This window comes from Streptomyces sp. A0958 (assembly GCF_004795035.1).
Taxonomy (GTDB): domain Bacteria; phylum Actinomycetota; class Actinomycetes; order Streptomycetales; family Streptomycetaceae; genus Streptomyces.
Genome location: NZ_SSBK01000032.1, coordinates 1 through 19,852, shown reverse-complemented (window position 1 = coordinate 19,852; position 19,852 = coordinate 1). Strand labels below are relative to the sequence as shown.

Genomic DNA, 19,852 nt, shown 5'->3' with positions numbered 1-19,852 from the left:
AACCGAGCCGCCGAGAGGCCGCGCAGGCTCTCACGACCGCCGTTTGTGCAGCTAGGAGCCGTCTCCTAGCGGGGCCGTGAGTGCAGTGACATCAGCCGCCGCGCAGCGGCCGATGCATCGTCCAGCCATGACCGACCGCACGCCCCTCGGCGTGCCGTCCTCCCGTCCCGCCAAGGAGCTCCCGCGCATGATGATCCAGCGCCGATCCCGTACCCTCGCCGTGGCCTGCCTCCTCGCCGCCACCGCCACGCTGGCCGCCTCCGGCTGCTCCAAGTCGGAGACCTCGGACTCCGCGAACGCCGACAGCAGCCAGGGCGCCCAGGCGGCCGAGACCCCCGAGTCGTCGTCCGGTTCCGGCTGCTCGCTGCAGGCGTACGGGGCGCCGAAGCTCGACCTGAAGGACGCGGTGGTCGGCTTCTCCCAGTCGGAGAAGGAGGCCAACCCGTTCCGTATCGCCGAGACCCAGTCCATCAAGGACGAGGCCAAGAAGGTCGGCGTCAAGAAGCTGCTCACCACCAACGCCCAGTCGCAGCTGTCCAAGCAGATCAGCGACATCCAGGACATGCTGTCCCAGGGCGCGCAGTTCCTCATCGTCGCCCCGCTGAACTCGGACGGTCTGGAGCCGGCGCTGAAGGCCGCCGCCGCCAAGAAGGTCCCGGTCCTCACCATCGACCGCAAGCTCAACTCCACCGCCTGCAAGGACTACGTGGCCTTCCTGGGCTCCGACTTCGTGGAGCAGGGCAAGCGCGCCGCGGACGCGATGATCAAGTCGACCGGCGGCAAGGGCAAGGTCGCCATCCTCCTCGGATCGTCGGGCAACAACGTCACCACCGACCGCACCAAGGGCTTCGTCGACCAGCTCAAGGCCAAGGCCCCCGACATGGAGATCGTCGCCCAGCAGACCGGTGAGTTCGCCCGCGACAAGGGCCAGCAGGTCATGGAGCAGCTCATCCAGTCCAAGCCCGACATCACCGCCGTCTACGCGGAGAACGACGAGATGGGCCTCGGCGCCGTCACCGCGCTGAAGGCCGCCGGCAAGAAGCCCGGCAAGGACGTCAAGGTCGTCTCCGTCGACGGCACCCGCAACGCCGTCCAGGCCATCGTCAACGGCGACTACAACGCCGTCATCGAGTCCAACCCGCGCTTCGGCCCGCTGGCCTTCGCGACCGCCCAGAAGTTCTACGGCGGCGAGGAGATCCCGGAGGACGTCATCATCACCGACCGCGCCTACGACGAGGCCAACGCCAAGGAATCGCTCGGCGGCGCGTTCTGATCCGACCCGGCCCCACCTGCCCGTAAGGGCGTGTCCCGGACACGCCCCGGCACCACCGGGCGCCGGCCCGCCGGCCGCGTACCGGCCCCGGCACCACCGGGCGCCGGCCCGCCGGCCGCGTACCGGCCCCGTCGGTCCACCCGCCGCCGTGACGCTCCCACCCGTCACGGCGGCCACCGGGCCCACCCCCTTGGAAGAGCGGAAGGCCAAGACCAGCCATGGCACCACCCGAAGCAGTACCGCAGCCGCCGGAGCCGGCCGCCGACGTGAAGGAGACCAGCGCGCCCGCCGCCGTGCAGGAAGCCGACCCGGCGCCGGCCGTCCTGGAGGCCCGCTCGGTGAGCAAGCGGTTCCCGGGCGTCGTCGCCCTCGACGGCGTCTCCTTCTCCCTGCGCGCCGGCGAGACCCACGCCCTGGTGGGGGAGAACGGAGCCGGGAAGTCCACCCTCATCAAGGTGCTGACCGGCGTCTACCGGCCCGACGAGGGCGAACTGAGGCTGGCCGGCCAACAGATCGCCTTCGCCCGGCCGTTCGAGGCCCAGCAGGCCGGGATCTCCACGATCTACCAGGAGGTGAACCTCGTCCCGCTGATGAGCGTGGCGCGCAACATCTTCCTCGGCCGCGAGCCCAAGAACCGGCTCGGCCTGATCGACTTCGCCCGGATGCACCGCGAGACCACCGAACTCCTCGACGGCTTCGGGGTCCGCGTCGACCCCAGGCGCCCCCTGCACACCCTGGGCATCGGCACCCAGCAGATGGTCGCGCTGGCCCGTGCTGTCTCCGTCAACGCCCAGGTCGTCATCATGGACGAACCCACCTCCTCGCTGGAGCCGCGCGAGGTAGAGACCCTCTTCCGGGTCATCGAGGACCTGCGCGGACGCGGTATCGCCGTGCTCTACGTCAGCCACCGCATGGACGAGCTCTACCGGATCTGCGACCGCGTCACCGTCCTGCGCGACGGCCACCACATCCACACCGGCGACCTCGCCGACCTCGACCGGATGCAGCTCGTCTCGATGATGCTCGGCCGAGACATGGCCGAGGTCCGCCGCGAAGGGCTCACCCACTTCGACCCCGAGGGCCACGAGGTGGCCCGCACCCCCGTGCTCACCGCCACCGGCCTCTCCCGCGACCACCAACTGCACGACATATCCCTGGAGTTGTACGCGGGTGAGGTCCTGGGCCTCGGCGGACTCCTCGGCTCGGGGCGCAGCGAGACCGCGAAGGCCCTGTCCGGCGCACTGGGCCTGGACTCCGGCGAGGTGAGCATCGGCGGACGTACCCTGCGCCGGCTCACCTCCGCGGCCGCCATCCGCTCCGGCATCAGCCTGCTGCCCGAGGACCGCAAGGCCGAAGGCATCGTCCCCGGCCTCTCGGTCCGCGAGAACATCGTGCTGGCCGCGATGCCCCGCCTCTCCCGCGCCGGCATCGTCTCCCGCGCCAAGCAGGACCGCATCGTGGACGTCTTCATGAAGCGGCTGCGGATCAAGGCGGCGAGCCCCGAGCAGAAGGTCGGCGAACTCTCCGGCGGCAACCAGCAGAAGGTCCTGCTGGCCCGCTGGCTCTGCCTGGAACCCAAGGTCCTGCTGCTGGACGAACCCACCCGCGGCATCGACGTCGGCGCCAAGGCCGAGGTCCAGAGCCTCATCGACGACCTCGCCCGCGAGGGCCTTGCCGTCCTGCTCATCTCCTCCGACATCGAGGAACTGATCGAGGGCGCCGACCGCATCGTCGTCCTGCGCGGCGGCGGGGTCGCGGGCGAACTGGCGGGCGACGAGGTGGCCGAGAGCCATCTGCTCGAAGTGCTCGCCGACCATTCACCGGCCCCCGCGGACAAGGCGCCGGCCGCCAAGGAGGACCCCCGATGACCCAGGCAGCAGTCTCCACCCCCGCAGCCCGGCCGCTGGCCCGGTTGCGCGACCCCGCCTGGTACCAGGAGTACGGCGTCTACCTCGCCGTCGCGGTCGTCCTGATCTTCAACGCCCTGTTCACCGAGCACTTCATGACCGTGGACAACCTCCGCACCCAGCTCGTCCAGGTCGCCCCCATCGTCATCGTCGCCCTCGGCATGGCGCTCGTCATCGGCACCGAGGGCGTCGACCTCTCCGTCGGCTCGACCATGGCGCTGGCCGCCGCGCTGCTGCCGCTCTACCTCGGCTACGGGCTGGTGCCCGCCCTAGTCATGGCGCTGCTGGCCGGCGCCCTCGTCGGAGCGGTCAACGGCACTCTGGTCTCACTCGTCGGCCTCCAGCCGATCGTCGCCACCCTCGCCCTGTTCGTCGGCGGCCGCGGCCTCGCCCTGGTCATGGCGGACAGCCAGCTCAAGCAGATCGTCAACCCCGACCTGCTGTCCCTGGGCACCGGCTCCTTCCTCGGCATCCCGCTGGTCGTCCTCATCGCCGGCGTCCTCGCCGGCGCCGTGGCCTTCGTCGTCACCCGTACCACCTTCGGACGCCAGGTCGTCGCCATCGGCGGCAACCGGTCCGCCGCCGCCCTGGCGGGGCTCCCCGTACGGCGGGTGCTCATCGGCGTGTACATGCTCTGCGGGGTGCTGGCCGCCCTGGCGGGCATCCTGGCCACCGCCAGGCTCACCGCCAGCGACCCCTCCTCGCTCGGCACGCTCATGGAACTCTCCGCCATCACGGCGGTCGTGGTGGGCGGCACCCCGCTCAACGGCGGCTCCATCCGGGTCCTCGGCACCGTCGCCGGCGCCCTGCTGATGCAGCTGCTGCGCGCCACCCTCATCAAGCACGACCTGCCCGACTCCACCGCACAGATCGCCCAGGCGGCCATCATCATCGCCGCCGTCTACGTCGCCCGGGAGCGTCGGTCCCGATGAACGAAACCTCACCTGCCCCGGTGGCCTCCGCACCGGCACCGCGCAAGACCCCCGCGACGGGCGGCGGCAAGCCCGCCGGCACGGCCGGAGCGCCGGCCGCGACCGGCCGGCGGATCGCCGAACTCCTGCAACGCCAGGGCGTGCTGGTCGTCCTGCTCACCGTCGTGGTCGTCGCGTCCTTCATCTACCCGTCGTTCCACACCCTGGACAACGCCCGCGGGGTGACCGTCCAGGCCTCGTTCCTGGCCGTGGTCGCGCTCGGGATGACCATGGTCATCATCACCGGCGGCATCGACCTGTCCGTCGGTTCCGTCTTCGCACTCGGCGGGGTGCTCGCCGCCTGGGCCTCCCAATGGGGCTTCCTGCCCGCCCTGCTGGTCCCGCTCGTGGTGTGCGGCGCGATCGGCCTGCTCAACGGATTCCTCGTGGCGCGCGCCGGCATGGCGCCGTTCATCGTCACCCTCGCCACCCTGCTCGGGGCGCGCGGCCTGCTCCTCGCCATCACCGACGAGGGCGCCACCACCTACCTGGTGCCCAAGGACTCCGCCTTCGCCGAACTGGGCCAGGGCAGCATCTGGGGCTTCGGCTACCCGATCCTGGTCGCCCTCGTGCTCTTCGGCGCCGGCGGACTCCTCCTGCAACGCACCTCGTTCGGGCAGACGATCTTCGCCGTCGGCGGCAGCAGCGACGCGGCCACGCTGATGGGGCTGCCCGTCGCCCGTACCAAGATGCTCGTCTACACGCTCAGCGGACTGCTGGCCGGACTCGCCGGTGCGCTCAACGCGGCCCGGCTCTCCTCCGGGGTCACCATCCTCGGCGTGGGCATGGAACTCGACGCGATCTCCGCCGTCGTCATCGGCGGCACCCTCCTCATCGGCGGCGCCGGCTCGATCAGCGGCACGCTCTGGGGCGTCCTGCTGCTCCAGGTCATCCAGAACCTGATCAACCAGATCGGCACGCTGAACTCCTCGTACCAGTCGGTCGTCAGTGGCGGGTTCCTTATCGTTGTCGTCGTGGCCCAGCGCTATCTGGCGCGCAGCCGCAGAACCACCTGAACCGGTGCCGGGGCCGCCGCTGCCCCGGCACCATTCGAGCCATTCGAGCCGAACCGGCACCAGCCGGGCCACCGCGCCTCAGCGCGCGACAAGTCGATTCAGGGAGTGCCGTGGGCGTCAGCCTCAAGGACGTTGCGCAACGGGCGGGCGTGTCCATCAAGACCGTGTCCAACGTGGTGAACAACTATCAGCACGTCACACCGAAGATGCGGGCCAAGGTGCAGCAGGCCATCGACGAGCTCGGCTACCGGCCGAACCTCACCGCCCGCCACCTGCGCAAGGGCCGCACCGGGATCATCGCGCTCGCCGTCCCCGAGTTCGGCAACCCGTACTTCGCGGAGCTGGCCGGCGCGGTCGTCGACGCCGCCGCCCGGCACGACTACACCGTGCTGGTCGACCACACCGGCGGACTGCGCGAGAAGGAACTCCTGGTCAGCCAGGGATTCCGGTCCCACGTCATCGACGGGCTCATCCTCAGCCCGATCCACCTGGAGACCGAGGACCTGATGGCGCGCGCCGACACCGCGCCCCTGGTCCTGCTGGGCGAGCGCGAGTACGAGGCCCCGTACGACCACATCGCGATCGACAACGTCGCGGCGGCCCGCGAGGCCGTAGGCCACCTCGTCGAACTCGGCCACCGCCGGATCGCCTTCCTCGGCTCCCGCACCGGCCGCGAACGCCAGCCCGCCCACCTGCGGCTGCGCGGCTGGCGCGAGGAGCTGGCCGCCGCCGGCATCGAACCCGACGAGTCGCTCGTCGTCGTCACCGACGGATACGGCCGCGAGGACGGTGCCTCCGCGATGGCCGCGCTCCTGGACCGGGGGGAGCGGCCCGACGCCGTGTTCGCGTACAACGACCTCATCGCCATCGGCGCGATGCGCACCCTCTCCGAACGGGGCCTGCGCATCCCCGAGGACGTCGCCGTCGTCGGTTTCGACGACATCGAGGAGAGCCTCTACGGGGCCACCACCCTGACCACCGTGGCACCCGACAAGGAGGCCATCGCCCGGCTCGCCGTCGACAGCCTCGTCGAGCGCCTATCCGGTGACCAGGTGAGCGAACCCCGGCGGCCCCGGCCCGGCTACCGGCTCGTCGTCCGCGAATCCACCGTTCCCCGGCCCGCCGCCGACCGGGCCGCACCGTAGACACGGCCCGGACTCCCCGCCACCCCTGGGGAGTCCGGCGCACACGTCCCGGTCCGCCCGTCCGGCCACCCCGGCCGTCCGATCGCCCCAAGGATCTTTGATGCCTCGCCCCACCGTGAACCGCAAACCGTTCGGCGCCCACGGGCCCACGGACGTCGACGTCTGGACGCTCGACTCCGGGACCGGAGTCCGGGCCGAGATCCTCACCTACGGCGGCATCCTGCACGGTCTCACCGTGCCCGACACCGCAGGCACCCCGGCATCGGTCGTGCGCTCGCTGCCCGCCCTCGACGACTACACGGGCGAGAACCCCTTCATCGGCGCTCTCGTCGGCCGCTACGCCAACCGCATCGCGCACGGCAGGTTCACCCTCGACGGCAGGGAGTACCGGGTTCCCGCCACCGACCGGGGCCACGCCCTGCACGGCGGCCCCGACGGATTCCACACCCGCGTCTGGCAGGCCGCCGGCGACTCCACCGACGAGACCGCCACCCTGCGGCTCACCCTGCACAGCCCCGACGGCGACATGGGGTTCCCCGGCGCGCTGGACGTCACCGTCACGTACACCCTCGACGCGGCCGGCACCCTCGCGCTCGACTACGCGGCGACCACCGACCGCACCACCGTCGTCAACCTCACCAACCACGCCTACTTCGACCTCGCCGACCGGGGGGACATCCTCGGCCACACCCTCCAGGTGGACGCGGAACGCTACCTGCCCGTCGACGAGGACGGCATCCCCGAAGGCGCCGCCGCGCCCGTCCGCGCCACCCCGTTCGACCTGACCGCACCGCAGACCCTCGCGGAACGCGTCAAGCTCCCGCACGAGCAGCTGGACCGGGCGGGCGGCTTCGACCACTGCTGGGTCCTCCACGGCCCGCACACCCCTGCCGGCCTGCGCCGCGCCGCCCGCCTCACCGCCCCCGGCGCCGGACGGGTCATGGAGGTGTGGACCACCGAACCCGGCATCCAGGTCTACACCGCCAACCAACTGGACGGCACCCTCGCCACCCCCGACGGCGGCCGCCACGACCGGCACAGCGCCGTCTGCCTGGAGACCCAGCACCTGCCCGACTCGCCCAACCGCCCGGACCACCCCAGCACGGTCCTGCGCCCGGACGAGGAGTTCCGCAGCCGCACCGAGTTCCGCTTCCCGCACCTGACGGTTCCGGCGCCCGGTCCCGGCCCGGCGGGGCCCGTCAGGTGACCTTGCGGCCCCCGGCCATGGCGGCCACCGCCCTGCGCAGGCGAGCCTGCCTGACCTCGGGCGTCGACGCCGTCATGAGGCGCAGGAGCACCAGGTAGCGGTCGGACCTGCCGAGCCGTTCGAAGAAGCCCCCCGCCGCCTCGTCCGCCGCCAGCGCGCCGGCGAGATCGGCGGGGACGGTGGCCAGGCTCTGCGAGGGGTACGCCGCCTCCCACCGCCCGTCCGCGCGCGCCGCCTCGACCTCGGCCAGGCCCGGCTCGCGCATGCGCCCGGCCGCGATGAGCGCCTCCACCTTCTCCACGTTGACCAGCGACCAGACACCGCGCGGCCGGCGGGGTGTGATCCGCTGGAGGTAGTACACCTCGTCGCAGGACTTGCGCTGCCCGGTGATCCAGCCGTAGCAGAGGACGGCGTCGGTGTACTCGTCGGCCGTCACCGAGGGCACGCCCGAATTCCGCTTGGCCACCTTCAGCCAGAGGCCCGGCCGGTCGGCGTGGTGCTCCTCCAGCCACGCTTCGAAGCTCGCGGCGCACGCGAAGGGCCGCGCGTTCTCCGGGGTGTCGGCCGTGTCCGTCATCGTGCTGCGCCTCCTGTCGGCACCGGGCCCTCTGCCCGGCCACCACGCCACGCTAAGCGGCCTTCAGGACAGCTCCCGTCCTATACATCGAATTACGATGAGCCTCGTAGTATGGGAGCCCCGGACGGAGCGACGATACGGAGAGCCACCGTGACCCCTGCGAGCACCACGGCCCCGGCAGCGGGCGCGCGCACCCTGGCCCACCCCGCGCGCGAGGAGATCCGGCTCGAAGCGGTCCTGCACGCCCTGTCCGACCCGGTGCGGCTGTCCGTCGTCCGGGAACTGGCGGCGGCCGAGGACGAGCTCACCTGCTCCTGCTTCGTCCTGCCGGTCACCAAGTCCACCACCACGCACCACTTCCGGGTGCTCCGCGAGAGCGGCATCGTCCGGCAGACCTACCGGGGCACCGCCAAGATGAACGGGCTCAGGCGCGACGACCTCGAAGCGCTGTTCCCCGGGCTGCTCGCCGGCATCCTCGAAGCGGCGGCGCTCCAGGCCGGCCGCCTCGGCGAGGGCTGACCGGGCCCGCCGGTTCCCGCCCTCGGCGCTCCGCGCGCACCCGGCCCGGTAATTCATTGACCGATCAGCCGCGACGGGACATGCTGTAGCCCCCGCCCGGCCCGCCACCGCCCGCGGACGGCCCACGGGGCCCATACGCGGCCCGCGCCGGCCGGAGTGCCGTGCCCGGTTCCGGCGACGCAGGGGATCGCCGGAGCCGGCACGCCTCAGGCGGCGGACCTGGAGTTGTGCTTGGTGACGGCGGCCCACTCGACCAGCAGACGCTGGTACTCCTCCTCGTCCTCCGGAGACAGGTGGCCGCCCGAACGCCGCCACAGGTCGCGAATGTCTTCATTCACCACTGCGGCGGAGCGTACGGAGTCGGACGGGCACGAAGTCGGGGACATACCTACCAGGCTAAGGCCCCGATGTGACAATCCGACCCATTGCGCGTCAGGGACATCTCTCACATCTCTGTCAGGCAACCATCGCGGCCAGTCCGAGCTCCCGCAGTCCGTCCGGCCGCTCATCCACCGGCGCGTGCCGCACGAATCGCACTTCACAGCCCAGCGCGGCCGCCCCGCCGTCGGCCACACGGTCGTCGCCGACCATCACCACATCCGTCGGGTGCTGCCCCAGAAGTGTGCAGGCCGTGTGGAAGAGATGTGCGTCCGGCTTCTGGACGCCGTGCTCGAAGGAGAGGACGTACGCGTCCACGTACGGGTCCAGGCCGTGCGCCCGGAACACCGGCCGCAGGTCCCAGCCGATGTTGCTGACGACCCCGATTCGCACCCCCGCCGCACGCAGCCCGGCCAGCACCTCCGCCGCGTCCGGGTACGGACGCCAGGCGTCCGGCGACAGATGGCGGTCGTACAGGACGTCGTACAGCCCCGGGTCGGGCAGGGGGACCTGGCGGGCCAGGCCGGTGTACACCGCGCGGTGCAGCTGCGCGCTCTCGTCGCGGTGCGCCCAGCCGTCCACCAGCTCCTCGGGCATCCGCTGCGGACCGGGGCCGCCCGGCAGCGCGCCGAACGCCTCCAGCTCCGTCGCATACCGCTCGAAGTCCGCCTCGCCCACGCTCACCCCCTGCTCTTCGAGGGCTCCGGCGAGCCAGGAACGGACGGATTCGATCCGGAACAGCGTCCCGGAGAAGTCGAAGAGCGCACCCTTGATCGGCATGGCACCGATCCTCGCCCACGGTCTGGGGGCGGGCAAGGGCGCCTGTTCAGGCCGCCCGGCCGGTCCGGCCGCGGGCCGCGTACCGCTCGTAGCCGCAGGCCGCGAAGGCCGCCGGCGCCGCCCCCAGGAGCCATCCGCCCAGCACGTCGGACGGCCAGTGCACACCCAGATACAGCCGGGTGAGACCGACCCCGGCCACCGAGACGGCAGCCGCGCCCAGGGCGGCCCGCCACAGCCGGCGCCGGGCGCCCGACCGGCGCAGCAGCCACAGCAGCAGACCGCAGCCCACCGTCGCCGTCATCGCGTGCCCGGAGGGGTACGCCGCGTACGAGGCGGAGTCCACCGGATCGGGCCACCGGGGCCGGTCCCGGTCGACGGCGGCCTTGATCCCCTGCTGAAGGAGAGCGGAGACCACGGTCGCCGCCGCGACCCAGACCGCGAGCGGCCGGGCGCCGCGCCACCACAGAGCCACCACCGCGACGGCGATCAGGGCGCGCATCGTCCACGGGTCCCACAGCCAGTCCGTCAGCAGCCGGTTGACGTGGACGAGGCCGGGCTCGGCCACCGCCCGCCGGTGCAGCGCGTGCGCGATCGAGCGGTCGAGGTCCGTCAGCGGCTGCCACCGGGCGGCGACCAGGGCCGTCACCGCCCCCGCGAGCACCGCGCACACGGTCCCCGCGCGCGGGAGCGGCGAAGAGGCGCGGGCGCGGTCCGCGGGGGAGTACGGGGACACGTGCATGGCACGATCCTCGCGGAGCCCACCACCTCCGGCCATTCCAGAGCCCCGGACGGCAGACGGTTCAGCCCATCGGGGAACGCACCCGGAGCACCGGACACCGGACCCGGCGCCGGTCACCGGGACGCCGCCGCACCCGGCGCCGGTCACCGGGACGCTGTCGCACCCGGCGCCGGTCACCGGGACGCCGCCGCACCCGGCGCCGGTCACCGGGACGCCGCCGCACCCGGCGCCGGTCACCGGGACGCTGTCGCAGCCCGCCGCAGCCCCCTCAGCTCAGCGCGCTGAGCCCCGGGACGAAGGCGACCAGCAACGGCACCACGGGAACGAGCGCCGCGGCGGCGGTCAGCCGCAGCCGTCGGGCGGCCGTGAGCCGCCCCGCCGGGGCCAGCAGCCGGTTCACCCGCAGCGGCAGCTCCGCGTCCGCGGTTGGGCAGGGACCGAAAACGCCCCGGTCCTCGTTGAGTTCGACCAGGGCGAGGGCGATCGTCAGCCGGCCGAAGCGCCGCGACGCCACATCGTCGGCCGCCAGCTCGACCAGCCGGTGCATCTCGCCGCGGAACGCCGCGAACACCGGAACCTGCGGGAACCCCGAGGCCAGCGCCCCCGAGCAGTTGAGCAGCCAGTCGTGCCGCGCCTGCGCGTGGCCCTGCTCATGGGCCAGGACCGCGTCGAGCTGCCGCCCCTTCAGCCGCCCCAGCGCCGCCGTGGTGATGACGAGTTGGGGCGCGGCCCCCGGCAGCCACCAGGCATCGGGGCGCTCGCCCTCAAGGACCACCAGGCGCCCGCTGCCGGGCTCCTCGCCGGGCATCAGCGGGGCGCGCACCAGGAGTTCGGCCCGCCGCTGCCTGCGCCGCAGGTGCGCCCGGTGGATCTCCCGGGCCAGCATGGCCGCCGTCCACACCCCGCCGAGGGCCAGCAGCACCGCCATCACGGCCGACCACGGGCCGTAGTCCGCGAGTGCGTACGCCTCGACGACGGCGTGCGGCGCGGGCGCGAAGACATGGCCGCGCACCGCCTGCCACGCCGCGGCGGCGCTGAACGTCATGGCCAGCCCGAACGACAGCAGCACCGCGGCCACCACGCACTGCCAGACCCACAGCGCCACCACGGGCTCGCGCTCGGGCCACTCGGCCCGCGCCATCAGGCGCGGGGTCACGACGGCGGCCAGTGCACCGAGCAGCAGCAGCGCTAGGGAGACCCACATGGCGCCAGCCTATGAGGGGTGCGCCACACACGGGTATGGCTGTGCGCGCCAAGTGACGCACACCACGGACGTCCGCGGCCCACGTCTCACAGGGTGAGCAGCATCGCGAACATGGCTATGCCCATGGTCAGCCGGCAGGCCAGCGCGAGCTCCGGCCGCGCCCCCCACCCCGCCGGCGCGGGCCCGCCGCCCCCGGAGGCCGTGGCGGCCACCGGTATGAGCCGCGCGCCCGAGCGCAGCACGTACACGGCGTAGTAGACGAGGAGCAGGCCGGTCAGCAGCGGTACGCCGCCTGCCGCGGCCATGCTGTGCGAGCCCATGACGTGGGCGCCGTGGGCCCCGTGCCCCGAGCCGCCCGCCCGGGCCATCACCACGGCCATGTAGACCATCGCCGAGGAGCCGACCAGATGGTGCAGGTGATGGCCGCTGCGCCGGGAGAACCACAGGGCGCGCAGGGCCGCGACACCGAACAGCACGGCGTACACGGCCCATCCCCAGGTGGGCGGGGCGACCGCGGCGGCCGGTATCGCCATCGCGGCCATGCCGAAGCCCATCAGAGCCTCCGCGCGCGCGGTCCTGCGCTCCTCCTCACTACCCGTACGGGTCCGCAGCGCGCAGTACGCGCCCGTCACCGCGCACAACGCCATCAGCAGCCATCCGGACATCGCCGGTCCGTGCACAGCGGCCCTCCCCCCGGGCGAAACGACATCGCCGTCGACTACTCGATGCCCGGGGCCGGTGGCCCGTACGCGGCGCACTGGGGTACTGGGGGAGCGCGCGGCGGGAGTGTTTTCGCGATGCGCCTGGTGCGCGCGCCCCTCGCGCCGCCGCAGCACGCCCCGTAAAACCGTCCGGAGCCCGGACGCGGCACCGGGAGTTACGCTTCTGCGGCACCGCCCCCGCAGAGAAACCGGAGAAGCCCCGCCATGGACACCGCCCCGCCCCGGGAATCGGGAGAGCTGACCTTCCGCGACGCGACCGAAGCGGACGTCACCGCGCTCGTGGAGCTGATCGAGTCGGCGTACCGCGGTGACAGCAGCCGCGCCGGCTGGACCACCGAGGCGGACATCCTCCAGGGCAGGCGCACCGACCCGCAGGGGGTGCGCGAGGTGGTGGAGGGCCCGGGCAGCCGGCTGCTCGTGGTGGAGCGCGACGGTGTCCTGGTCGCCTGCTGTCAGCTCGAACACCGTGGTGAGGCCGCCTACTTCGGGATGTTCGCGGTACGCCCCGCGCTCCAGGGCGCCGGCCTCGGCAAGCTGATCATCGCCGAGGCCGAGCGCACCGTCCGGGAGAGCTGGGGTGCGCGCGAGATGCACATGACGGTGATCTCCGTGCGCGAGGAGCTCATCGCCTGGTACGAGCGCCGCGGCTACCGCCGCACGGGCAAGCTGACCCCGTTCCCGTACGGCAACGAGCGCTTCGGCATACCGCAGCGCGACGACCTCGTCTTCGAGCTGCTCATCAAGGAGCTGCCGCAGGAGGTCTGACGCAGGAGGCCTGCCGCGGGAGGCCTGACGTGTCAGGCCGGGGCGCTACGCGGTGAAGCGGCCCGCGCGGCGGATCTCGGGGTAGTCGGTGGTCGCGCCGTCGAGCCCGAGCCCGCGGGCCAGCCGCAGGTGGTCCTGCGTGTTGACCACCCAGCCCACCACCGTCAGCCCCTCGGCGTGGGCCTTCTCCACCAGCTCCAGGGTGATGCGCCGGATGTTCAGCACCAGCCGGGTGGCCCCCACCGCCTTCGCGCGGTCCACCACGTCGTCGCCCCACCGGCTGGCCACGAGGGCCGTCCGCACACCCGGGACCAGCTGCGCGATCTCGGCGATGGCCTCGTCGTGGAACGAGATCACCTCGACCCGGCCGACGAGATCGCGTTCCCGCATCACCCGGGCCAGCGTGCGGGCGGCGGCCACGTCCTTGATCTCCGCCTGGATCGGGGAGCGCACGGCGTCCAGGACCTCTTCGAAGACCGGCACCCGTTCGCCCTGGCCCGCGTCCAGCGCGCGCAGCTCGGCGAGGGTCTTCTCCGCGATCGGGCCCTTGCCGTCAGTCGTCCGGTCCACCTCGGCGTCGTGCATGACGGCCAGCGCGCCGTCCTTGCTCAGATGCAGGTCCAGCTCGATCAGGTCCATGCCGGCTTCCTCGGCGCGGACGAACGAGCGCAGGGTGTTCTCCGGTTCGACACCCGCCGCCCCGCGATGACCGATGGTGAGAAAAGACAAGGCACGCTCGCTTCCGTCGACGCTCTTTTCCCGCGCTCTGCTCATACCCGCACGGCACGGCGCTATGACCGCAATCGGCAGCCTAATGTCCCGCGCACGCCGTACGGGGGAGGGGCGCAGGCCGTCCCCGCAGGGCCGCGCACCCGCCGAAGAGGCTGCCGTAGTGCCGTGCGGCAGGAAAAACATCGGTGACCATGGGGGTCGGCAGGACGATTTCCACGACGCCACTTGTCCCGATGAGCCCTGCGCGGATACGGTTGTCGGACGCGAGGTTCTCCCGTAGAGGAAGTGTTATGACGGAAATTCTTGTGCACGAAGCCGCATCCGGCGGCATAGCTGCCGCGCCGCGGGTGGTTGAGCACCCGGCCTGGCCCGCGCTCAAGAACGCCGTGGAGGAGATCCGCCCCTGGCAGTCGAAGGACGGCTCCATCGACTTCGAGGCCGAGGGCGCGCCCACGCCGGCGCTCGCCGAGGACGCCGTGGCCCGGGTGACCGCCGCGGTCGAGGAGCTTTCCCCGCTCCTCCCGCACGACGCCGCCTACCACCGCGCCCTCGTCGCCGACCTGCGCCGCTGGGTGGCCGACGGCTTCGGCGTCCCCGACTTCCTGGACTCCCTGCTGGCCTTCCAGCCGGCCAAGGACCGCGCCGACGGACTCCAGCACCTGGTCGTCTTCGCCATGTACACCCAGAACGGCAACCCCGACCGCAACCTCGAAGCGGTCGTGCTGCGGATGGTCTGGCCCGAGTGGCTCGCCGACCTGGAGGCCACCCGCTACGACAACCCGCTGTTCTGCGGCATCACCTTCGAGGACTTCACCTCCGGTTACGACACCAACTCCGCGGTGCTCTTCCCGGAGACCATCGCCGTGCGCGAGGCCCCCGAGCGCTTCAGCTGGGGCGGCATCTTCTGCGACCGCGAGGCCGCCCGCTTCCGCCGCGTCACCGAGGCCTCCGTCGACCTCCTCGGCGTCGAGCTGCCCGACGACATCCGCGACATGATCGACGACCAGCAGCGCTGCGAGCAGGCTTTCGTGCTCTGGGACATGGTCCACGACCGCACCCACAGCCACGGCGACCTGCCGTTCGACCCCTTCATGATCAAGCAGCGCCAGCCGTTCTGGATGTACGGCCTCGAAGAGCTGCGCTGCGACCTCACCGCCTTCAAGGAGGCCGTGAAGCTGGAGGCCGACGGCTTCGCCCAGGGCCGCGACGTGCAGTACGCCGTGCTGTTCGACCGGATGTTCCGCTTCCCGGTCACCGGCGAGCGCGTACGCAACTACGACGGCCTCGGCGGCCAGCTCCTCTTCGCCTACCTCCACAAGCACGACGTCGTGCGCTGGACCGACAACACGCTCAAGATCGACTGGGAGCGGGCCCCGCAGGTCACCAACCAGCTCTGCGCCGAGATCGAGAAGCTCTACCGGGACGGCATCGACCGCCCCAAGCTCGTCCACTGGTTCGCCGCCTACGACCTCGTCTCCACCTACCTCGCCCCGCACCCCGGCTCCCGCTGGGCCAAGGGCCCGGACGCGCTGGACCTCTCCCAGCCGCCCCGGAAACTCGTCGACGACGTGCTTCCCGACGAGTTTCCCCTGAGCATGTTCTATGAGGCGCTCTCCAAGAAGCTGAAGAACGTGATCGCCTCCACCAAGGGGATCACCGCCGCGGACGCAGGGAAGGCGGCCGCGTGAGCGCACGTCGTGAGGAGGCGGTGGCCATGAACGGAACAACCGGGGGCGACGGAAGCGGTGCGCTCGAAGGAGCCGTGGTCGCCGTCGCGGGAGCGGCCGGACCGGCCGGCCGGGCCACACTGCTCAGGCTCGCCGAGGCGGGCGCGGTCGTCGTCGCCGCGGACTCGCACCCCACCAAGCTCGCCGAGGCCGTCGACGCGGCCCGCTACGCCCACGGCGGGGCCACCGTCACCGGCGACACCGTGGATCTGCTGGACCTCGCCGCCACCCGCGAGTGGGCGGCCAAGACGGAGAAGGAGTTCGGCCGGGTCGACGGGCTGGTCCACCTCGTGGGCGGCTGGCGCGGCAGCGCGAGCTTCGCGGAGACCGACCCCGCCGACTGGACGCTGCTGGAGAAGCTGCTGATCCGCACGGTCCAGAACACCTCGCTCGCCTTCCACGACGGGCTGCTGCGCAGCGACCGCGGCCGCTATCTGCTGACCAGCGCGGCGGGGGCCGGTAAGCCCACCGCGGGCAACGCCGCGTACGCCGCCTCCAAGGCGGCGGCCGAGGCCTGGACCCTCGCGCTCGCCGACGCCTTCCGCAAGGCGGGGGGCGAGGACGGTCCCCGCAGCGCGGCTGCGATCCTGGTCGTGAAGGCACTGGTGCACGACGCGATGCGCGCCGAGCGCCCGAATGCGAAGTTCGCGGGCTTCACCGACGTCAAGGAACTGGCCGATGCCATCGCCGGCGTCTGGGACCGGCCCGCCCCGGAAGTGAACGGAAAGCGCCTGTGGCTGACCCCGCAACCGTAAAGACCGACGCGCGTCGCCATCACGACCCGCGGGTACGCGGTTTCGCCAGTGACAACTACGCGGGAACGCACCCGGAGATCCTGGCGGCACTGGCCCTCGCCAACGGCGGTCACCAGGTCGCCTACGGCGAGGACGACTACACGGGCCACCTCCAGCGCGTGATGCACAGCCACTTCGGCCCCACCGCGGAGGCATTCGCGGTCTTCAACGGAACCGGCGCCAACGTGGTGTCGCTCCAGGCCATGACCGACCGCTGGGGTGCGGTCATCTGCGCCGAATCCGCCCACATCAACGTCGACGAGGGCGGCGCGCCCGAGCGGGTCGGCGGCCTCAAGCTGCTGACCGTCCCCACCGAGGACGGCAAGCTCACGCCGGAGCTCATCGACCGGCAGGCGTACGGCTGGGACGACGAGCACCGGGCCATGCCGCAGGTCGTCTCGATCACGCAGAACACCGAGCTCGGCACGGTCTACACACCCGACGAGATCCGCGCCATCTGCGAACACGCCCACGGGCACGGCATGAAGGTCCACCTCGACGGGGCCCGCATAGCCAACGCGTCGGCCTCGCTGGACGTGCCGATGCGCACGTTCACCAACACCGTCGGCGTCGACGTCCTCTCCTTCGGCGGCACGAAGAACGGGGCGATCTTCGGCGAGGCCGTCGTCGTCCTGAACCCCGACGCCGTCCGCGCCATGAAGCACCTGCGCAAGCTGTCGATGCAGCTCGCCTCCAAGATGCGCTTCGTCTCCGTACAGCTGGAGGCGCTGCTCGCCGGTGATCTGTGGCTGCGCAACGCCCGGCACGCCAACGCGATGGCCCGGCGGCTCGCCGAGGGCGTACGCGCGGTGGACGGCGTGGAGATCCTTTACCCGGTCCAGGCCAACGCCGTCTTCGCACGGCTGCCGCACGCCGTGACCGAGCGGCTGCAGAAGCGCTTCCGCTTCTACTTCTGGGACGAGCAGGCCGGTGACGTGCGCTGGATGTGTGCCTTCGACACCACCGAGGAGGACGTCGACGGCTTCCTCCTCGCGCTCAAGGAGGAGATGGCGGCCGCGTAGGGGCGGCAGAGCGCGACTCCGGGGTGCGGACGGCCGTCCGCACCCCGGAGTGACGTTTCGGCGCGGGGCCGCGGCCCCGCGCAGTCAGCCGCGCTCGCGCACCTCGGCCGGTGTCGGAGCCGTACCGCCCAGGTGCGAGGGCACCCACCACGTGTCACTCGCGTCCTTCGGACGCACCGGATAGGCCCGCTGGGCCGCCTCCAAGAGCTCCTGCACGCGCTCGCGCAGCCGACGCGTGATCGCGCCCGCGTACTGGTCGGTGGGGGCCTCCACGGGCTCACCCACGCGGATGGTCACCGGGATGTGGTTGCGCTTGAAGTTGCGCGGCCGGCCCTTGGTCCACAGCCGCTGCGTGCCCCACAGCGCCATCGGCACCAGCGGCACCCCCGCCTCCTGCGCCAGGCGCGCCGCGCCCGACTTGAAGCTCTTCAGCGTGAAGGACTCCGAGATCGTCGCTTCGGGGAACACCCCGACGATCTCCCCGGAACGCAGCGAGGCCAGCGCGTGCGCGTACGCGTCCTCGCCCTGCTTGCGGTCGACGGGAATGTGCTTCATGCCGCGCATCAGCGGTCCGGAGACCTTGTGCCGGAAAACGGATTCCTTGGCCATGAAGCGGACCAGCCGCTTCTGCGGGAGCGCCGCGAGTCCGCTGAAGATGAAGTCCAGATAACTGATGTGGTTGCTGACCAGAACGGCGCCGCCGGTCTTCGGGATGTGCTCCGAACCCTGAGTGTCGATCTTCAGGTCGAGCGCCTTGAACAACGTGCGAGCGGCGCCGATGACCGGCCGATAGACGAGTTCTGCCATCTGGGGAAGACCCTTTCTTCAGCGCCTGCGGAGGGTTCTCCCGGCGGAAGTTACGCAGCCGTAGGTTTTCGGCATTGGCCCGATCGTGCCCCATGCGCGACGCGGTGGCCAGTCTCGGCGGGTCCGGGGCGCGAGATTCTCGTCACGTGGCGCGGCCGGGGAATGTCCGGGCGGCCGGAGGTGCTGATGCTCTGCGTAGAGCTCTGATGGGAGGCCGAAGGTGGACGGGCAGGCGCATGCGGACAGGCTGGACGCGGCCCAACTCGGCGCGGAACTGGGGGAGCGGGCCACTCTCGTCCAGTTCTCCACCGCCTTCTGCCAGCCTTGCCGGGCCACCCGCCGCACCCTCGCCGAGGTGGCGGGGATGATCGAAGGGGTCGCCCATGTGGAGATCGACGCAGAGGCGCATCTCACTCTCGTACGCGACCTGGGCATCAGCCGCACCCCGACCGTGCTGGTCCTCGACGCCGGGGGCCGGATCGTCCGCCGGGCCGTCGGCCGGCCCCGCACCGTCGATGTCGTCGCGGCACTTGGGCAGGCGATGTGACGGGCCGTGATGCTTCTCCCACCTCGTAGGACGCCCTTGACTGCGCCGACCGTGCATCGTCAGTCTGACGCTATGCCGTCAGAACTCCTGCTCCAAGGCCGGGCGCACATCGATCTCGTCCGTACCGCCGGCGCGTGCTGTCCGGATGCCTGAACATCCGCGGCCCCGCACCCCTGACGCGCAGAAGGACCTCCCCATGACGGCATCACCCGGGCTCGGTGAGCCCCGCACGGCATCCCCGGATCTCCTGCGCTCGGTGTTCCGGCAGCACGCCGCCGGGGTCGCCGTGATCACCGCGGCCGGCGACCGGCCCGTCGGCTTCACCGCCACCTCGCTGAACTCCGTGGCGGCCGAGCCGCCCCTCGTCTCCTTCGGCGTCGCCACCTCGTCCTCCAGTTGGCCGGTCATCGCCGAGGCCGAGCACGTCGGTGTGCACATACTCGGCGAGCACCAGCAGGAGCTGGCCGCCACCTTCGCCCGCAGCGGCGCCGACCGCTTCGGCCCGTCCACCTTTTGGCGCAGCGGCCCGGAAGGCGTTCCGCTGCTCGACGGCGTGCTGGCATGGCTGGTCTGCCGGGTCGTGGCCCGGGTTCCGGCCGGAGACCACCGCATCGTGATCGCGCAGGTCGTCGAAGGCGACCCGGCGGGCGGCGGCCGCCCGCTCGTCTATCACCAGGGCAGATTCACGGCTCTGCGAGACTGAGGGCACCCGGCTGGTTCCCGGACGCCGTGCGTTGGGCAGATCACAGTGCAAAGCGCTTGCTCATTGGGCACCCGCTGGGTGTACTGGCGAGTAATATTACGGTCGGAGCGTCGGTCGCCCCGACCGGAAATCGCCCCATCAGGCGCCTATGCTGCGTGCAACAAGGCAGCCCGGAAATGACGATGCAGTAGGAGAGCCGGCGTGAGCTTGAGGATCGTTGTCTGTGTGAAGTACGTGCCCGACGCGACCGGTGACCGGCATTTCGCCGATGACCTGACGTTGGATCGTGAGGATGTCGACGGTCTGCTGTCGGAGCT

21 protein-coding genes and 1 pseudogene are annotated in these 19,852 nt (G+C 71.8%); 14 read left to right on the top strand and 8 right to left on the bottom strand.

The window, feature by feature from the left end:
* Positions 1–187: 187 nt before the first annotated feature.
* The 6 genes from E6P78_RS25625 to E6P78_RS25600 all read left to right on the top strand — a co-directional run bounded on the left by E6P78_RS25625 (position 188) and on the right by E6P78_RS25600 (position 7,519).
* Entirely contained in the window at positions 188–1,273 is a 1,086-nt protein-coding gene (locus E6P78_RS25625; RefSeq protein ID WP_136206041.1) for an ABC transporter substrate-binding protein, read from the top strand.
* Between the two features lie 218 nt (positions 1,274–1,491).
* Positions 1,492–3,141, top strand: coding sequence for a sugar ABC transporter ATP-binding protein (locus tag E6P78_RS25620; protein ID WP_136206007.1), 1,650 nt, complete (start codon positions 1,492–1,494; stop codon positions 3,139–3,141).
* The gene (locus E6P78_RS25615; RefSeq protein ID WP_136206006.1) at positions 3,138–4,112 is read left to right on the top strand and encodes an ABC transporter permease; all 975 of its coding nucleotides are present in this window, start codon (positions 3,138–3,140) and stop codon (positions 4,110–4,112) included. Before E6P78_RS25620 ends, E6P78_RS25615 begins: the two co-directional genes overlap by 4 nt.
* Entirely contained in the window at positions 4,109–5,167 is a 1,059-nt protein-coding gene (locus tag E6P78_RS25610; RefSeq protein ID WP_136206005.1) for an ABC transporter permease, read from the top strand. Before E6P78_RS25615 ends, E6P78_RS25610 begins: the two co-directional genes overlap by 4 nt.
* A 110-nt stretch (positions 5,168–5,277) precedes the next feature.
* The gene (locus E6P78_RS25605) at positions 5,278–6,312 is read left to right on the top strand and encodes a LacI family DNA-binding transcriptional regulator (RefSeq protein ID WP_136206004.1); all 1,035 of its coding nucleotides are present in this window, start codon (positions 5,278–5,280) and stop codon (positions 6,310–6,312) included.
* A 100-nt stretch (positions 6,313–6,412) separates the two neighbouring features.
* Positions 6,413–7,519 carry an aldose epimerase family protein gene (locus E6P78_RS25600; protein ID WP_136206003.1) on the top strand — a complete coding sequence of 369 codons (1,107 nt, stop codon included), beginning with the start codon at positions 6,413–6,415 and terminating at the stop codon, positions 7,517–7,519.
* On the opposite strand, the gene E6P78_RS25595 is transcribed toward E6P78_RS25600, so the two are convergent.
* Entirely contained in the window at positions 7,512–8,096 is a 585-nt protein-coding gene (locus E6P78_RS25595) for a YdeI/OmpD-associated family protein (protein ID WP_136206002.1), read from the bottom strand. The genes E6P78_RS25600 and E6P78_RS25595 overlap by 8 nt on opposite strands.
* A gap of 150 nt (positions 8,097–8,246) precedes the next feature.
* On the opposite strand from E6P78_RS25595, the gene E6P78_RS25590 reads away from it, so the two are divergent.
* Complete coding sequence (locus tag E6P78_RS25590) at positions 8,247–8,615, top strand: helix-turn-helix domain-containing protein (protein ID WP_136206001.1); 369 nt, start codon at positions 8,247–8,249, stop codon at positions 8,613–8,615.
* Between the two features lie 206 nt (positions 8,616–8,821).
* Here the strand turns inward: E6P78_RS25590 and E6P78_RS32915 are convergent, their stop codons facing one another.
* The 5 genes from E6P78_RS32915 to E6P78_RS25570 all read right to left on the bottom strand — a co-directional run bounded on the left by E6P78_RS32915 (position 8,822) and on the right by E6P78_RS25570 (position 12,396).
* Positions 8,822–9,001 carry a hypothetical protein gene (locus E6P78_RS32915; RefSeq protein WP_168712696.1) on the bottom strand — a complete coding sequence of 60 codons (180 nt, stop codon included), beginning with the start codon at positions 8,999–9,001 and terminating at the stop codon, positions 8,822–8,824.
* A 70-nt stretch (positions 9,002–9,071) separates the two neighbouring features.
* On the bottom strand, positions 9,072–9,773 hold the full coding sequence (locus E6P78_RS25585; protein ID WP_136206000.1) for an HAD-IA family hydrolase: 702 nt from the start codon (positions 9,771–9,773) through the stop codon (positions 9,072–9,074).
* A gap of 46 nt (positions 9,774–9,819) precedes the next feature.
* Positions 9,820–10,512, bottom strand: coding sequence for a phosphatase PAP2 family protein (locus tag E6P78_RS25580; protein WP_136205999.1), 693 nt, complete (start codon positions 10,510–10,512; stop codon positions 9,820–9,822).
* 268 nt (positions 10,513–10,780) lie between these two features.
* Positions 10,781–11,716 carry a M56 family metallopeptidase gene (locus tag E6P78_RS25575; protein ID WP_136205998.1) on the bottom strand — a complete coding sequence of 312 codons (936 nt, stop codon included), beginning with the start codon at positions 11,714–11,716 and terminating at the stop codon, positions 10,781–10,783.
* A gap of 86 nt (positions 11,717–11,802) precedes the next feature.
* Positions 11,803–12,396: a DUF5134 domain-containing protein gene (locus E6P78_RS25570; protein WP_136205997.1), complete on the bottom strand. Its 594-nt coding sequence runs from the start codon at positions 12,394–12,396 to the stop codon at positions 11,803–11,805.
* Between the two features lie 246 nt (positions 12,397–12,642).
* Here E6P78_RS25570 and E6P78_RS25565 point away from each other — a divergent pair, with 246 nt between their 5' ends.
* Positions 12,643–13,203: a GNAT family N-acetyltransferase gene (locus tag E6P78_RS25565; protein WP_136205996.1), complete on the top strand. Its 561-nt coding sequence runs from the start codon at positions 12,643–12,645 to the stop codon at positions 13,201–13,203.
* A 45-nt stretch (positions 13,204–13,248) separates the two neighbouring features.
* Here the strand turns inward: E6P78_RS25565 and E6P78_RS25560 are convergent, their stop codons facing one another.
* Entirely contained in the window at positions 13,249–13,932 is a 684-nt protein-coding gene (locus E6P78_RS25560) for a glycerophosphodiester phosphodiesterase family protein (protein WP_136205995.1), read from the bottom strand.
* A gap of 293 nt (positions 13,933–14,225) precedes the next feature.
* Here E6P78_RS25560 and E6P78_RS25555 point away from each other — a divergent pair, with 293 nt between their 5' ends.
* Genes E6P78_RS25555 through E6P78_RS25545 form a run of 3 tightly spaced genes read left to right on the top strand, consistent with a single transcriptional unit; the run spans position 14,226 to position 17,478 of the window.
* Positions 14,226–15,623 carry a DUF6421 family protein gene (locus tag E6P78_RS25555; protein ID WP_136205994.1) on the top strand — a complete coding sequence of 466 codons (1,398 nt, stop codon included), beginning with the start codon at positions 14,226–14,228 and terminating at the stop codon, positions 15,621–15,623.
* A 26-nt stretch (positions 15,624–15,649) separates the two neighbouring features.
* Positions 15,650–16,417 (top strand): SDR family NAD(P)-dependent oxidoreductase, encoded by a 768-nt coding sequence (locus tag E6P78_RS25550; protein WP_136206040.1) that lies wholly within the window; start codon positions 15,650–15,652, stop codon positions 16,415–16,417.
* On the top strand, positions 16,396–17,478 hold the full coding sequence (locus E6P78_RS25545; protein ID WP_136205993.1) for a low specificity L-threonine aldolase: 1,083 nt from the start codon (positions 16,396–16,398) through the stop codon (positions 17,476–17,478). The genes E6P78_RS25550 and E6P78_RS25545 overlap by 22 nt, the downstream gene beginning before the upstream one ends.
* A gap of 84 nt (positions 17,479–17,562) precedes the next feature.
* Here E6P78_RS25545 and E6P78_RS25540 read toward each other — a convergent pair whose 3' ends face one another.
* Entirely contained in the window at positions 17,563–18,285 is a 723-nt protein-coding gene (locus tag E6P78_RS25540; protein ID WP_136205992.1) for a lysophospholipid acyltransferase family protein, read from the bottom strand.
* Between the two features lie 220 nt (positions 18,286–18,505).
* Between E6P78_RS25540 and E6P78_RS25535 the strand changes: the two genes are divergently transcribed.
* The 3 genes and pseudogenes from E6P78_RS25535 to E6P78_RS25525 form a co-directional block, all read left to right on the top strand.
* Positions 18,506–18,832, top strand: coding sequence for a thioredoxin family protein (locus tag E6P78_RS25535; RefSeq protein WP_136205991.1), 327 nt, complete (start codon positions 18,506–18,508; stop codon positions 18,830–18,832).
* Between the two features lie 196 nt (positions 18,833–19,028).
* Entirely contained in the window at positions 19,029–19,535 is a 507-nt protein-coding gene (locus E6P78_RS25530; protein WP_136205990.1) for a flavin reductase family protein, read from the top strand.
* Between the two features lie 201 nt (positions 19,536–19,736).
* Positions 19,737–19,852 (top strand): annotated as a pseudogene (locus tag E6P78_RS25525) (electron transfer flavoprotein subunit beta); the annotation flags it as partial.